This is a genomic window from Flavobacterium croceum DSM 17960 (genome assembly GCF_002917885.1).
Lineage (GTDB): Bacteria > Bacteroidota > Bacteroidia > Flavobacteriales > Flavobacteriaceae > Flavobacterium > Flavobacterium croceum.
Genome location: NZ_PQNY01000004.1, coordinates 209979 through 224585 on the forward strand (window position 1 = coordinate 209979; position 14607 = coordinate 224585).

The window sequence follows — 14607 nt, forward strand, 5'->3', positions numbered from 1 at the left end:
ATGATAAACTTTAAATATTTAAGCATTGTTCTTTTTCTTATCTTGCTCATTTCTTGCAAAGAACCACAAGCACGTCGCCCTATTTCACATTCATCTGGTACTTTCCTAAAAGAATCTGTAGAACGAAATAAAAAAATAGTAAAAGGTGAAGAAGGACAAATAGACTCTATTATCAAAAGTAATCCAAACGTAAAATATATAGCTTCCAACAAAGGTTATTGGTATCGCTATATTGTACAAAACAACCAAGACACGCTCACTCCAAAAAAAGGAGATATTGCTTATTTTGATTATGAGATAAAAGATTTAAAAGGGAATATCATTTACTCTCAAACAGAACTTAAACCTCAAACATACATTGTAGACAAACAAGATATTTTAATAGGATTAAGACATGGTTTAAAATTAATGCATAAAAAAGAAACCGTTCAGTTTTTATTCCCATCACATGTAGCATACGGTTATCATGGCGATAACAATCGTATAGGCACCAACGAACCAATAATTTGCACTGTAACTTTAACTCATTTTAAAAAAGAACAAAAAACCACACCTATCAAACCCATAAAAGAGCCATTAACACAAGAGTAATGGTTTGAAATTTACTATTGTTTTAAAATAAATATTTACAAATGAAAACCAAATTTTTAAGTTTAACCATTTTAGTTGCCTTGCTATTACTAGGCTGTAAAGACAAACACCAAAATTTGAAAGATGGCTTGTATGCTGAAATTGAAACACCAAAAGGAACTGTACTGCTACAACTAGAATACAAAAAAGCACCTGTTACCGTTGCAAACTTTGTCTCTTTAGCAGAAGGCACAAATCCGTTTGTTACAGAAGATGTAAAAGGAAAACCATTTTTTGATGGATTGGTTTTTCATAGAGTAGAACCTGGATTTGTTATTCAAGGTGGCGATCCACTAGGTAATGGTACTGGAGATCCTGGTTATAAATTTGGAGATGAATTTTCAGATTTAAAACACAATAAAGCAGGCACGCTATCTATGGCAAATTCTGGGCCAAATAGCAACGGAAGTCAGTTTTTTATTACGCTTGCTGCCACACCACATCTAGACGGTAAACATACTGTTTTTGGGTATGTGATAGAAGGAATGGACGTGGTAAATAATACCGAATTAAACGACGAAATAAGTGCGATAAAAATCATTAGAAAAGGTGAAGATGCCAAAAAATTTGATGCTGTTAAAATATTTTCTGATGCTTATGCAAAACAACAAGAATTTGTAAAACAACAAGAAGCATTAAAAAAAGAAGAAGAGAAAAAATACAGACAGAAATTTGAAAAAGTAATTTCTGAAAAATTAGCCTACTTTGCACAACAAAAATCGAGCGCTACAAAACTTCCTTCTGGTCTTTTATACAAAATTACTCAAGCTGGAGAAAGCAAAATATTAGCAAAAGGTACATCCATAAAAGTAGCTTATTCTGGTTTTCTAGAAAACGGTACACTTTTTGACACAAGCAACCCAGAAGTTGCCAAAAAATTCGGGACTTTTATCCCAGAAAGAGCTGCTCAAAATGCCTATTCAAGCTTAGACGTTGTAGTAGGCGAAAAAGGAAAATTAATACCTGGTTTTGAAGAAGGTATCACAAAATTACACAAAGGCGATAAAGCCCTATTTTTTATCCCTTCAAACTTAGGTTATGGCGAAAACGGAGCAGGAGATGTTATCCCGCCAAATGCTAATATTATTTTTGAAATAGAAATTAAATAATTATTTTATAATGAAACTAAAATTTTTAACCCTTGTAATTCTTTGTGCTTCTTTAAGTTTTGCACAAACTAAAAAGAAAAAACCAGTAGCCAAAAAAACGACAACTACCGTAGTTAAAAAAACAGAACCTCTAGAAGTAAAAACCATGGACGATAATGGTATTTTTGCTACTATTGAAACCAACAAAGGAACCATTGTTTTGGCTCTAGAATACAAAAAAACACCAATTACAGTTGCCAACTTCATTTCATTAGCAGAAGGCACCAACACAGCTGTTGAAGAAAAATTTAAAGGAAAACATTTTTATGATGGTTTAAAATTTCATCGTGTTATACCAAATTTCATGATACAAGGCGGAGATCCAGATGGAAATGGTTCTGGCGGACCTGGTTATAAATTTGTAGATGAAATTACAGATTTACCACACACAGGTCCTGGCATACTATCTATGGCAAACGCAGGAGAAGGTACCAATGGAAGTCAGTTTTTTATTACACATGTTGAAACTCCTTGGTTAAACGGAAAACACACTGTGTTTGGACATGTAATAAAAGGGCAAGACGTTGTAAACGCTATAAAACAAGATGATGTAATCAATAAAATTACATTTGAAAGAAAAGGTGAAGATGCTAAAAAGTTCGATGCTTCGAAAGTTTTTGCAGACTATATGGCTACCAAAACTGATTTTGATAAAAATCAAGCTGTAAAAAACGCTGAAAACAGAAAAAAACTAGAAGCGATAACAGCCGAATTTCAAAAGAAAAAAGCCGAAGCTGAAGCTAAAAAGAAAGCCGAATTATCCAAACAATTTGCACCTGTAGCTGCTGCTAAATTGGCAAAACTTAAAGCAATAAAACTTACTTCTACAAAAACTGCAAGTGGTTTACAATATAGTTTTACTCAAAAAGGCAATGGTAAAAAACCAGCCGAAGGAGCTACGGTATATGTGCATTATGCTGGATATTTGGAAGATGGTTCTCTATTTGATAGTAGCTACGAAAGCGTGAATAAAGAGTTTGGAAAATATGACGCTAATAGAGGTGCTAATAATGGATACCAACCTTTTCCTTTTCAATACGGCAACAAAGGTGGCTTAATACCTGGGTTTTTAGAAGGGTTAAACCTAATGTCTTTTGGCGACAAAGCCGTGTTTTTTATCCCATCAAATTTAGGATATGGAGAAAAAGGTGCGGGCAATGTGATTCCTCCAAACAGCAATATTATTTTTGAGGTTGAACTATTAGAAACACCTCCAACAAAATAAAGAATACATAAAAAAGAGGCTTTTCAGCCTCTTTTTTTATAGATATTTCCAGTCAAATTCATCTTCTTTTTCATTAAAAACAGCTCCAATTTCTACTCGAACCACCTCATCAAATTCTGTTTGTAAGGTAATCCAATTACTTTCATTAAAATAATACACGTAGTTTTCATCTTCAGAAGTTTCCCATTTTGTTATTTTATGATTCTCCAATTCTTTCATAACAAGAGAAATAGGTTTTGATATAACCGAAACATTAAAAATAGTAACACTTGGATTTGTGGTTGCAAAATAGCCAAACCGTAATTCTTCATCAATATAAAAAGTAAGTTTTAATTTTAGATTAGTATAGATATAGATTGAGTTTTTATCATCGTCTGTTGTTTTTTTATCTGGTTTCCCTAAGCATTGTTCTACATCATTCGTCTTCATACCAAATAACAAATTTGCAATGCCATACTTTAATTTTATTTCCATATTTTTACAATTATCAAATTATTATACCCTATTATAATGAACAAAATTACTATTAAAACAAATATAAAAGAGCATATTTCTATAGTATGGGAAAAATTTACCAATCCAAAACATATTGTTAAATGGAATAATGCCTCCGAAGATTGGCATACTACAAAAGCCGAAAATGACTTACAAGTAGGTGGTAAATTTGTATCTCGCATGGAAGCCAAAGACGGTAGTTTTGGGTTTGATTTTGAAGGAGTTTATACCACTGTAAAAAACAATAATTACTTAGAATATAAAATAGCCGATGGCAGAAATGTTTCTGTATATTTTGAAGAAGACAACGATACTACAACCGTTACAGAAGTATTTGAACCCGAAAACATCAATACTGTAGAAATGCAACAAGTTGGTTGGCAGGCTATTTTGGATAATTTTAAAAAATATGTAGAAACCCATTAATATGATACAATCTAGTTACCCTTGTTTATGGTTTGATGGAAATGCAAAAGAAGCGGCTCTATTTTACTGTTCTATTTTTGAAAACTCAAAAATTATATCTGAAAATGATTACGTTGTTCGTTTTTTATTAAACGGAAAAGATTTTATGGGGCTTAATGGTGGCCCATATCATACATTTAACGAAGCCGTATCATTTGTTGTAGAATGTGATACACAAGAAGAAATTGACTATTTGTGGGCAAAACTTTTAGATGGCGGAAAAGAAAAAGCCTGTGGCTGGCTTACTGATAAATATGGTTTGTGTTGGCAAATTGTTCCAAGTGTGCTTGGTAAATTAATGAGCAACCCAGAAAAAGCACCAAAAGTTGTAGCCGCTTTACAACAAATGGTAAAATTTGATATTCAGAAACTGCTTGATGCTTAATTACACTTATTTTTAATATTCAAAAACACCAAACTCACTTTTTATAGTGAGTTTTTTTGTATCACTAGCCTCTACTCTACCCACAATTTGTGCATCAATTTGAAATGATTTTGAAATAGCAATAATATCTTCTGCGATATCTTGTGAAACATAGAGTTCCATTCTGTGTCCGCAATTAAAAACTTGATACATTTCTCTCCAAGTAGTTTTAGACTGTTCTTGTATCAGTTTAAAAAGTGGTGGTATTGGAAACAAATTGTCTTTTATAATATGCAAATTATCAACAAAATGTAATATTTTGGTTTGAGCCCCTCCGCTACAATGTATCATGCCGTGTATTTGACTTGCTGTATATTTTTCTAATACTTTTTTTATCACAGGAGCATAAGTTCGGGTTGGAGAAAGCACAAGTTTTCCTGCGTTCAATGGTGTATCTGGAATATAATCTGTTAGATTTATATTTCCAGAATAAATTAATTCGCTTGGTATTGCATTATCAAAACTTTCTGGATATTTTTCTGCTAGATATTTTGCAAAAACATCATGGCGAGCCGAAGTAAGCCCATTACTACCCATTCCGCCGTTGTAACTGTTTTCGTAAGTAGCTTGCCCGTAAGAAGCGAGCCCTACAATAACATCGCCTGCTTTAATATGAGCATTATCAATAACATTTGTTTTTTTTACTCGAGCTGTAACGGTAGAATCTACAATTATGGTACGCACCAAGTCGCCTACATCTGCTGTTTCACCTCCTGTAGTATGTATGTTTACTCCAAATTGTTTAAGCTCTTTGATAAGTTCTTCTGTGCCATTAATAATGGCAGAAATTACTTCTGCTGGAATTACATTTTTATTTCTCCCAATGGTTGAAGAAAGCATAATATTGTCTACGGCGCCTACACACAGTAAATCATCTACATTCATAATCAAAGCGTCTTGGGCAATGCCTTTCCAAACAGACAAATCTCCTGTTTCTTTCCAATACATATAGGCCAAAGACGATTTTGTTCCTGCTCCATCGGCATGCATAATTAGGCAATAATCTTCGTTGCCTGTTAAATAATCTGGAACTATTTTACAAAAAGCCTTTGGAAATAAACCTTTATCTATATTTTTTATAGCATTGTGTACATCTTCTTTAGATGCAGAAACGCCTCGTTGGTTGTAGCGTTGGTTGTTTTCGGAAATCATGTGTTGTTGTGTGTTGTAGGGCAAAGATACTTTTTAGTTATTCAATTTAAAATATGAATGTAGAAATTTTTAAAAGTATTTTTAACAAACAATGTATATGGTTTAGTTTTGTACAACCAAAATTTCTACCCTGCGGTTGGCTGCTCGTTCTTCTTCATTTTTTTCGGGCAAAGAATATATAGGTTGTGTGCTACCAAAACCTTTGTAACTCAATCGGGTTTTATCTATACCATTGGCTACCAAAAATTTATAAACCGATTGTGCTCTTTGTGTTGAAAGATTTACTCTATCGATAGGTTGGCAACACAAATGCCCTTGTATTTCTATTTTTAAATCAGGGTTATTTTGCATTACGAGTAGTAGTTCGTACAGTTTTTTTCTAGAAGATTGAACTACAATAAACGTATTTACAACAAAATTGAGGTTTTCTATTTTGAGTTTATCACCTATTTTTGCTTGTGTAACTTCGTTCATAAATTTTACATCCAAATCGTATTCACTTTTAGTACCATCTGGATTTTCAAAAATCATTTTTTCTGGATACTTTATGTTCTTTTTTTCTGATTTAGTTACAGATACTTCGGGCTTTATTCCTAATATTTCATTTTCTTTAGGAATATCTTTGGCTAATAAATAATAAATTATCGCTTTTCTATTTTCTGCTTTAATTTTTGATTGTTTGAAATTTTCTCCAAAACTTCGCGTTTTAAAATCTTCTCTAATTTTTATTTTATCTTTAACTAATTTAAAAATAAAATCTACTCTTTTTTTAGCTAAACTGTCGTTAAACACATTTGTACCATCTTCATCTGTATAGCCATTTATGGCTACAATTTTTACAGATGGATTTTCGTAAATCCAACGTTGTAGTTTTTTGGTTTCTGTGGCATTTGTTTCATACTTATTAGAATCAAAATATACTGAAAATTGTTGCTGAGCGTAGGTATTTACCACCAAAAGCACAATGACTATAGAAAGAAATTTATTCATTTGTATATTTTTATTTATTTTATAAAATAGTATAAAATCGTTTATTCATTGGTGTTTACTTGCATAACGTTTTTAATTGTAACGATTTTATAACTATATCATTCAAATATACCTAAAATCGTACCAAAGTCAATTTTAATGTTTATAGTATTTTTAAAAAACATAAGCTAGTAGTTATCCCGCTATATTGACCATAATTTTCAATTTGTATATAACCATTTTTTATATAGAATGAAATCGCTTCGGGCTGATTAATCCCTGTTTCCAAAATTATTTGTTTAAACTCTAGCTCTTTTGCCCATATTTCAAGTTCTTTTAAAACCGTGGTAGCATAACCTTTACTTCTATAATCTGGTAGTACAAACATTCTTTTAAGTTCCATATTATCATGATATTTTTTTAATGCTCCACAAGCCACAGCCTTATCATTAACATATAAAACAACAACCTCATTGATTGTTTCTATCGTATTGTATTGATGATAAAAACTGTGCATTTCTCCATCTCGTATTTCCAATTCTTTATCTAGTTTTACTACTAAAGTTTTAAAATCTTTATTGGAAGAATTTGTTCGTACTATTTTCATTTTCAAAATAATTTATGAGGTAAAGAAAAAACTCTGTTGAAATTGCATCTCAACAGAGTTTTTTTGAATTCTATCTTTATTGTTTATCTCGTAAACAACAACTCTCTGTATTTGGTAAGAGTCCAAATTTCATCATCTACAAGAAGTTCTAGTTTATCACAATGTTCTCTAATGGTTTCAAAATAAGGTTTTACTTTATCGCAGTAGGCTTCGGCCATTTTTTCGGAAGAACTTAAGTTGTTTGCTTTTTTGCGTTCTTCGGTCATAGCATCAACATTTGTATTAATACCTTCAATGTGCGTAGAAATTTCTTTGATTAAAGCTATTTGTTCTTTGGCAACTTTTTCAAAATCTTTACCAAATATCTCTTTTAATCCTTTTACATTTTCTATTAAAGTATTTTGATAACGAATGGCTGTAGGGATAACATGGTTGCGAGCAATATCGCCAAGTACACGTCCTTCTATTTGGATTTTTTTGGTGTATTCTTCCAATTCTATTTCATATCGAGCTTCAACTTCTACGTGGTTCATAACACCCATTTCTGCAAATAGTTTTACCGCTTCTTTTGACACTTTTGCTTTTAAAGCTTTTGGTGTTGTTTTATGATTGCTTAAACCTCTTTTTTTCGCTTCTTTTTCCCAAGCATCACTATACCCATCTCCTTCAAACAAAATCGCTTTAGTTTCTTTTATATATTCGCGAAGCACATTAAAAATAGCTTCATCTTTTTTAAGCCCTTTTCCTTCTATTAAGGTATCTACTTCTGCTTTAAAATCTTTAAGTTGTTTAGCAACAATCGTATTTAAAGTAGTCATTGATGTAGCACAATTGGCAGACGAACCTACGGCTCTAAACTCAAACTTATTTCCTGTAAAAGCAAAAGGAGAGGTTCTATTTCTATCGGTATTATCGAGCAATACATCTGGAATTTTACCTACTACATTCAATTTTAAATCGGTTTTTTCTTCGGGTGAAAGTTTACCCTTCGAAACACCTTCAAGCTCTGCCAATACTTTGGTAAGTTGTTGCCCAATAAAAACAGAAATAATAGCAGGTGGTGCTTCATTTGCTCCGAGTCTATGGTCGTTACTTGCCGATGCTATAGAGGCTCTCAACAATTCTTCGTGTGTATATACAGCTTTAATGGTATTGATAAAAAATGTTAAAAACTGTAGATTACTCATAGGTGTTTTACCAGGACTTAATAAATTAATACCTGTATCTGTAGCCAAAGACCAGTTGTTGTGTTTACCCGAACCATTTACGCCCTTAAAAGGTTTTTCGTGAAAAAGAACTTTAAAATCATGTCTTTCTGCCACTTTTGACATAACGTCCATGAGTAATGAGTTGTGGTCTACTGCTAAATTAATCTCTTCGAATATAGGTGCCAATTCAAATTGGTTGGGTGCTACTTCGTTATGACGGGTTTTTACAGGTATTCCTAAAAGCATACATTCATTTTCTAAATCGCGCATGTAGTTTAATACACGAGTTGGAATTGAACCAAAATAATGATCTTCTAGTTGTTGCCCTTTGGCAGAAGTATGCCCCAATAAGGTTCTACCTGTCATTAAAATATCGGGTCTAGATGAGGCTAACGCTTTATCTACTAAAAAATATTCTTGTTCCCAACCTAAAGTAGGAGCAACTTTTTTTACATTTTTATCAAAATATTTAGCCACATCTGTTGCTGCAGCATCAATAGCGTGTAAGGCTCTTAATAAAGGTGTCTTATTGTCTAATGCTTCGCCTGTATAGGAAACAAATACTGTAGGTATACAAAGTGTGGTTCCATAAATAAATGCTGGAGAAGTTGGGTCCCATGCTGTATAACCACGTGCTTCAAATGTATTACGAATACCTCCGTTTGGAAACGAAGAAGCATCTGGTTCTTGTTGAACTAATTGAGTTCCACCAAATTTTTCTACAGGATCACTTCCGTCAAATGAAGTTTCAAAAAAAGCATCGTGCTTTTCTGCAGTAGTACCTGTTAAAGGTTGAAACCAATGTGTATAATGTGTAACCCCTTTAGACAACGCCCATTCTTTCATACCTTGCGCAATAGCATCGGCAAGTTTTCTGTCAATTTTTGTTCCATATTGTACCGCACCTTTTACTGCCTGATACCCTTCTGGAGTAAGAAATTGGCGCATCGCCTTATCATTAAATACATTGTTTGCAAAAATTACCGATTTTCTATCGAGTTCTTTTACTTTTACTGGTTTTCTACCAGCTGCTTTTTTTAGCGCTTCAAAACGAAAAGTAGCCATTTTTTTATATTTAAAATTAGTAACCCTTTAATTTTTTGCTCAAAAATAACAATTTTATACTTACAAATAACGTTTAACCCTATTTTTTTAGGGGTTGTTTTAAAAAAATTAAATAAAATGATTTAACAAACTGTTGTAATGAATATAAATTTTAAAAACTTATGTTTGTAAAAAATTACATAGCTTATGACTGTTTGGATATTATTTCTTTCGTTAGTAGTAGTTATCTTGGCTCTAGACTTAGGTGTTTTTAATAAAACCCCTCATATTATTTCCACCAAAGAAGCTAGTAAGTGGACTGGAATTTGGGTTACACTTTCTTTTATTTTTTCGGGTGTAATTTATTGGCTGTATGGCACACAATACATTAACAATCCGAACTCATTATCTCAAACCAATGCTGCGTTAAAGTTTATAACAGGCTATCTTATAGAACTTTCTTTAAGTATTGATAATATTTTTGTTATTGCTGTTATTTTTACCTCTTTCAAAATTCCTCAAAAATATCAACATAGAGTGCTATTTTGGGGTATACTTGGCGCTATCGTTTTTAGAGGTTTAATGATATCTTTTGGTGTAATTATAATTAATAAATTTACTTGGACTACTTATGTTTTTGGTGTTTTTCTTTTGTTTACAGCGATAAAAATGTTGTTTTCTAAAGATGGAGAAGATAATTTTAATCCCAAAGATTCATTTGTATACAAAACTTTAGGGAAAATAATCCCTGTAACTTCTGAACACGATAAAGAGAAGTTTTTTATAAGAAATTACAAAGGTAAAAAAGCAGCAACACCATTGTTTGTAGCGCTTATAGTAATTGAAATGATGGATGTACTATTTGCTGTAGATAGTGTTCCTGCCATTCTTGCTATTACCTCAGATCCATTTATTGTATTTAGTTCTAATATATTTGCGATATTAGGCTTGCGTTCTATGTACTTCTTTTTGGCAAATATGTTAGAAAAATTCAGTTATTTAGAATACAGCCTTATTGCTATTTTGAGTTTTGTAGGTGTAAAAATGCTTGCTCATGATTATTTACATATTCCTGAATGGGCTTCTTTAAGTTTTATTGCTTTAGCACTAGCTGGAGGTGTATTTTATTCTTTACACAGAGATAAAAAAGAACACGAAAACAAGCCTTCTAGAGACGAAGAATAAAAAAAGGGTTGCCAAATATTTGAGCAACCCTTTTCAAAACAAACTATAAAACCAACCTAATCTAATTAACCTTTATGATGTTATCTGCTTTTATATGAAAAGCTTCTAATGTTTTGTTGTAGTTTGAATAATCTGAAAAACTATTTTTATTTAAAAATCCAGCAGGAATAATTACTATTCTAAACACTTGATTGGTTCTGTATGCTGCTGAAACGCTTGGTAAATCATACCCGTCCATATATATTTGAGCATCGTATTTTGTAAAATCAAAATCGTATCTAAAATCTAATGTGCCATCGTTAAAATAATATGTTTCTGGCAAAAGTTTCCAAACATCTGCACCTTGATAAACACCCGATAATCTATAAACCAAAACCATATCTGAAGAATAGATAGTATACGGAAAAGTTACATTGGCAGTGAAACCATTAGCCGAATTGAACGAACGTGTTACTTCAAACACTTGACTTATTGTATCGTTGTCTTGTGTATTTTGAACTTCGTTTACAGTACAACTTTGTAGCGTTATCATCCCGATAAAAGCAAACAATAAAGTAATTTTTTTCATAATCTATAAAGTTTTCTAATGGTTATATTTTACATTAACCAATTGTTATGCCACAAATTTTGTTTTAAGAAAACTTTAAGAAGAACACAAAAGCTATTGTATAAAAAAAGTCCGAAAAATTCGGACTTTTATATTATTTCTCTCTTATGTAAATATCTATAGGAACACCTTCAAAATTCCAATTTTCACGAATTTTATTTTCAAGAAAACGTTTATATGGCTCCTTTACATACTGTGGCAAATTGGCAAAAAACACAAATTGTGGTGTTGGAGTAGGCAACTGCATACAGTATTTTATTTTAATATATTTTCCTTTTATAGCTGGTGGAGGAAAATTTTCTATAATAGTAAGCATGTGTTCGTTGAACTTAGAAGTAGCAATGCGTTGTTTGCGATTTTCATACACGTTTACGGTTTCTTCTAGTGCTTTTAACAATCTTTGTTTGGTAAGAGCCGAAACAAACAATATAGGCACGTCGGTAAATGGCTCTATTTCTTTCCGTATTTTTTTCTCAAAATCTCGAGCAGACATCGTATCTTTTTCAATCAAATCCCATTTGTTTACCAATATTACGATACCTTTTCTGTTTTTTTCGGCAAGCCAAAATATGTTTTGATCTTGACTTTCAAAACCTCTCGTAGCATCAATCATTAAAATACAAACATCTGAATGTTCTATAGCTCTTACAGAACGCATTACAGAATAAAACTCTAAATCTTCTTTTACCTTTGCTTTACGTCTTATTCCTGCTGTATCTACCAAATTAAAATCAAACCCAAAACGAGTATATCTTGTATCTATAGCATCTCTTGTAGTTCCTGCAATATCGGTAACGATATATCTATCCTCTCCTATTAAAGCATTTATAAATGATGACTTACCCGCATTTGGTCGGCCAACCACGCAAAATCTAGGCAATGTTTCTTCTTCTTCATTCGAGGGCACTTCGGGTAAAATTTCTACCAACTTATCAAGTAATTCGCCTGTACCGCTACCATTCATTCCTGCAATTGTAAAATATTCACCAAGACCTAAATTGTAAAACTCATAAGCGTCTTTTTCACGCATGGCATTATCTACCTTATTAACAGCCAGCAAAACAGGTTTGGTAATTTTTCTAAGCAGCTTTGCTACTTCTTCGTCCATTGGCGTAATACCTTCTTCAACATCGACCACAAAAACAATAACATCTGCTTCGTCTATAGCTAGTTCAACTTGTTTTCGTATTTCTGCTTCAAAAATATCATCAGATCCTTTAATGTATCCACCTGTATCTATTACCGAAAATTCTTTTCCATTCCATTCGCTTTTCCCATAATTTCTATCGCGAGTAACACCGCTTACAGAATCTACGATAGCTTCTCTACGCTGTATAAGTCTATTAAAAAAAGTAGATTTTCCTACATTTGGTCTACCTACTATAGCTACTATATTATTCATATTTATAAATTTAATTTTGGCGAAACATATAGTATGTTTCATCTACTTGCTATGTGTAAACAAGTATTTCAAAAAGGTACTACTTTTTGAACTATAGTTCATTCAATTTATTTACAAATTGATAAAAACATCGAACAATAGTTGTTTGAGTAGCAAAAATTGCTTGCAAATGTACACTATTTTAAAGAAAATAAGGACATTAACTCTACCTAAGTTTCAATATGCTTTTTAGAAACTTTCTAAATTAAACAAGTTTATTTGCGTTTTATTAAATTATTTAAGATATAAATTTTATTATTCGTTTTTTTATTATTATTTAGCAACGAATTAATTAAAACTAACAGCTATGGAAAGCGAGAACAGTATCGTTTTACGACCAAGATTTCATAAATCTGTTTCAAAAAGTATTGATAAAATTTTAGAAGATGCTGCCGTATTGAAAGCAGAAGTTAAAGATGATTACCGAATAAAAATTTCAGATCATCATATTTTCTTTTTCATTACTCTTGCAAAAAGAAAATACTATTCTCCTCATTTACATATAGAATTACTAAAAAATGAAGACAATACCACTCATGTAAAAGGTTTGTATGGCCCAGACCAAACTGTTTGGACATTTTTTATGTTTTTACATTTTATTATTGCAGGAGTTTTCCTTATTTTTGGAATGATTGCCTATTCTAATTGGAGCATTAAACAACCTTTTTTGTTTGATTTTGTTATTATGGCAATTATGGTTGTACTTTGGTTTGCATTGTACATTCAAGCAAGAATAAACCGAAAGAAATGTTTGCCTCAGATGGAAAATTTAGAACAATTGATGAATAAAGTACTTCGCTAATTATTTTTGATTATAGCCAAAACGTTTTAATTGGTACGCATTGTTTCTCCAGTTTTTATTCACCTTAACAAATAATTCTAAATGTATTTTCTTTTGAAAAAACTTCTCTAATTCTTCTCTCGATTGCACGCCTACCTTTTTTAAAGCAGTTCCTTTATGCCCAATAAGAATCCCTTTTTGAGTATCGCGCTCAACCATAATAACGGCTTTTATTCGTATAATAGTATCGTCTTCTTTAAACTCTTCGGTTTCTATTTCAACGGCGTAAGGAATTTCTTTATCGTAGTTAAGAAGGATTTTTTCTCTAATAATTTCATTTACAAAAAACCTTTCGGGCTTATCTGTTAAAGCATCTTTTGGATAATACGGGGCTGATTCTGGAAGCAAGGCTACTATTCTATCAAATACAGTAGTAATGTTAAAGTTTTCAAGAGCAGATATAGGAAATATTTCTGCATTGGGTACTTTTTCTTTCCAAAAATTAACTTGTTCTTCTAGTTGCTCTTGATTTGATTTATCTATTTTGTTCAATAAAAGCAAAACAGGTATATTGCAATGTATAATTTTATTAAAAAAAGCCTCATCTTTGAGTTCTTTTTCTCCTATCTCAACCATATAAACGAGCACATCAGCATCTTCAAATGCAGATTTTACAAAATCCATCATAGATGATTGCAGTTCGTAAGCTGGTTTTATAATTCCAGGTGTATCTGAAAAAAGAATTTGAAAATCATCTCCATTAACAATACCCAAAATACGATGTCTAGTAGTTTGGGCTTTTGATGTAATAATTGAAATGCGTTCGCCTACAAAGGCATTCATTAGAGTTGATTTCCCTACATTTGGATTACCTATAATATTGACAAAACCTGCTTTATGCATAAAAATACCTATTATATTAAAACCACAAATATACGCAATATGTCAAGAAGGTTTAATCTACTTGTAAAACTTGCTTGAAAAGAAACTTATTTACTAGTAATTATAATGATCATTTTTAAATAAATTCTTAACTACTAAACAAAAAAAGCCCGCATAATTAATGCGGGCTTAGTATTTAGGGATAAGGATTATTACATTTTAGTAATAATAAACTCCGATCTTCTATTAGCTTGGTGTTGATCTTCCGAGCATGAAGAGTTGTTTGTTGGTTCACAACCACAATTGTTTACCAATTGTGATTCGCCATATCCACGTCCTGTTAA

15 protein-coding genes are annotated in these 14607 nt (G+C 31.8%); 7 read left to right on the forward strand and 8 right to left on the reverse strand.

The annotated features are described in order from the left end of the window. From gldI to Q361_RS04560, 3 genes are read left to right on the forward strand one after another with little or no spacing between them, the layout of a single operon-like run. Complete coding sequence (gene gldI, locus Q361_RS04550) at positions 1-591, forward strand: gliding motility-associated peptidyl-prolyl isomerase GldI (protein WP_103725531.1); 591 nt, start codon at positions 1-3, stop codon at positions 589-591. A 41-nt stretch (positions 592-632) separates the two neighbouring features. Continuing rightward, positions 633-1739 (forward strand): peptidylprolyl isomerase, encoded by a 1107-nt coding sequence (locus tag Q361_RS04555; protein ID WP_103725532.1) that lies wholly within the window; start codon positions 633-635, stop codon positions 1737-1739. 10 nt (positions 1740-1749) lie between these two features. Then, positions 1750-3003, forward strand: a complete 1254-nt coding sequence (locus Q361_RS04560) for a peptidylprolyl isomerase (RefSeq protein WP_103725533.1) — start codon at positions 1750-1752, stop codon at positions 3001-3003. A gap of 36 nt (positions 3004-3039) precedes the next feature. Here Q361_RS04560 and Q361_RS04565 read toward each other — a convergent pair whose 3' ends face one another. Beyond that, positions 3040-3477, reverse strand: coding sequence for a hypothetical protein (locus Q361_RS04565; RefSeq protein ID WP_103725534.1), 438 nt, complete (start codon positions 3475-3477; stop codon positions 3040-3042). Positions 3478-3513: 36 nt separating this feature from the next. Here Q361_RS04565 and Q361_RS04570 point away from each other — a divergent pair, with 36 nt between their 5' ends. Together Q361_RS04570 and Q361_RS04575 are read left to right on the forward strand one after the other, a co-directional pair. Beyond that, entirely contained in the window at positions 3514-3924 is a 411-nt protein-coding gene (locus tag Q361_RS04570; RefSeq protein ID WP_103725535.1) for an SRPBCC domain-containing protein, read from the forward strand. A 1-nt stretch (position 3925) separates the two neighbouring features. Then, on the forward strand, positions 3926-4348 hold the full coding sequence (locus Q361_RS04575; RefSeq protein ID WP_103725536.1) for a VOC family protein: 423 nt from the start codon (positions 3926-3928) through the stop codon (positions 4346-4348). Positions 4349-4360: 12 nt separating this feature from the next. On the opposite strand, the gene Q361_RS04580 is transcribed toward Q361_RS04575, so the two are convergent. The 4 genes from Q361_RS04580 to Q361_RS04595 all read right to left on the reverse strand — a co-directional run bounded on the left by Q361_RS04580 (position 4361) and on the right by Q361_RS04595 (position 9388). Continuing rightward, positions 4361-5539: an AIR synthase related protein gene (locus Q361_RS04580; RefSeq protein ID WP_103725537.1), complete on the reverse strand. Its 1179-nt coding sequence runs from the start codon at positions 5537-5539 to the stop codon at positions 4361-4363. 102 nt (positions 5540-5641) lie between these two features. Continuing rightward, entirely contained in the window at positions 5642-6529 is an 888-nt protein-coding gene (locus Q361_RS04585; protein ID WP_169929261.1) for an OmpA family protein, read from the reverse strand. A 142-nt stretch (positions 6530-6671) separates the two neighbouring features. Continuing rightward, positions 6672-7115, reverse strand: a complete 444-nt coding sequence (locus Q361_RS04590) for a GNAT family N-acetyltransferase (RefSeq protein WP_103725538.1) — start codon at positions 7113-7115, stop codon at positions 6672-6674. A gap of 83 nt (positions 7116-7198) precedes the next feature. Then, the gene (locus Q361_RS04595) at positions 7199-9388 is read right to left on the reverse strand and encodes a glutamine synthetase III family protein (protein WP_103725539.1); all 2190 of its coding nucleotides are present in this window, start codon (positions 9386-9388) and stop codon (positions 7199-7201) included. A gap of 186 nt (positions 9389-9574) precedes the next feature. Between Q361_RS04595 and Q361_RS04600 the strand changes: the two genes are divergently transcribed. Then, complete coding sequence (locus Q361_RS04600) at positions 9575-10552, forward strand: TerC family protein (RefSeq protein ID WP_103725540.1); 978 nt, start codon at positions 9575-9577, stop codon at positions 10550-10552. 61 nt (positions 10553-10613) lie between these two features. Here Q361_RS04600 and Q361_RS04605 read toward each other — a convergent pair whose 3' ends face one another. Then, a complete protein-coding gene (locus Q361_RS04605; protein WP_103725541.1) occupies positions 10614-11120 on the reverse strand; it encodes a hypothetical protein in 507 nt (168 codons plus the stop codon). 133 nt (positions 11121-11253) lie between these two features. Continuing rightward, on the reverse strand, positions 11254-12561 hold the full coding sequence (gene der, locus Q361_RS04610) for a ribosome biogenesis GTPase Der (RefSeq protein WP_103725555.1): 1308 nt from the start codon (positions 12559-12561) through the stop codon (positions 11254-11256). A gap of 346 nt (positions 12562-12907) precedes the next feature. On the opposite strand from der, the gene Q361_RS04615 reads away from it, so the two are divergent. Continuing rightward, the gene (locus tag Q361_RS04615; RefSeq protein WP_103725542.1) at positions 12908-13402 is read left to right on the forward strand and encodes a hypothetical protein; all 495 of its coding nucleotides are present in this window, start codon (positions 12908-12910) and stop codon (positions 13400-13402) included. Here the strand turns inward: Q361_RS04615 and era are convergent, their stop codons facing one another. Further along, on the reverse strand, positions 13403-14284 hold the full coding sequence (gene era / locus Q361_RS04620; protein ID WP_103725543.1) for a GTPase Era: 882 nt from the start codon (positions 14282-14284) through the stop codon (positions 13403-13405). Positions 14285-14607: the final 323 nt, after the last annotated feature.

Bases quoted from the DNA above. Each gene is read 5' to 3' on its own strand.
- Q361_RS04595 (WP_103725539.1), bottom strand. From the start codon at position 9,388: ATGGCTACTTTTCGTTTTGAAGCGCTAAAAAAAGCAGCTGGTAGAAAA.
- Q361_RS04580 (WP_103725537.1), bottom strand. From the start codon at position 5,539: ATGATTTCCGAAAACAACCAACGCTACAACCAACGAGGCGTTTCTGCA.
- der (WP_103725555.1), bottom strand. From the start codon at position 12,561: ATGAATAATATAGTAGCTATAGTAGGTAGACCAAATGTAGGAAAATCT.
- Q361_RS04570 (WP_103725535.1), top strand. From the start codon at position 3,514: ATGAACAAAATTACTATTAAAACAAATATAAAAGAGCATATTTCTATA.
- Q361_RS04560 (WP_103725533.1), top strand. From the start codon at position 1,750: ATGAAACTAAAATTTTTAACCCTTGTAATTCTTTGTGCTTCTTTAAGT.
- Q361_RS04555 (WP_103725532.1), top strand. From the start codon at position 633: ATGAAAACCAAATTTTTAAGTTTAACCATTTTAGTTGCCTTGCTATTA.
- Q361_RS04565 (WP_103725534.1), bottom strand. From the start codon at position 3,477: ATGGAAATAAAATTAAAGTATGGCATTGCAAATTTGTTATTTGGTATG.
- Q361_RS04600 (WP_103725540.1), top strand. From the start codon at position 9,575: ATGACTGTTTGGATATTATTTCTTTCGTTAGTAGTAGTTATCTTGGCT.
- gldI (WP_103725531.1), top strand. From the start codon at position 1: ATGATAAACTTTAAATATTTAAGCATTGTTCTTTTTCTTATCTTGCTC.
- Q361_RS04605 (WP_103725541.1), bottom strand. From the start codon at position 11,120: ATGAAAAAAATTACTTTATTGTTTGCTTTTATCGGGATGATAACGCTA.
- era (WP_103725543.1), bottom strand. From the start codon at position 14,284: ATGCATAAAGCAGGTTTTGTCAATATTATAGGTAATCCAAATGTAGGG.
- Q361_RS04575 (WP_103725536.1), top strand. From the start codon at position 3,926: ATGATACAATCTAGTTACCCTTGTTTATGGTTTGATGGAAATGCAAAA.
- Q361_RS04585 (WP_169929261.1), bottom strand. From the start codon at position 6,529: ATGAATAAATTTCTTTCTATAGTCATTGTGCTTTTGGTGGTAAATACC.
- Q361_RS04615 (WP_103725542.1), top strand. From the start codon at position 12,908: ATGGAAAGCGAGAACAGTATCGTTTTACGACCAAGATTTCATAAATCT.
- Q361_RS04590 (WP_103725538.1), bottom strand. From the start codon at position 7,115: ATGAAAATAGTACGAACAAATTCTTCCAATAAAGATTTTAAAACTTTA.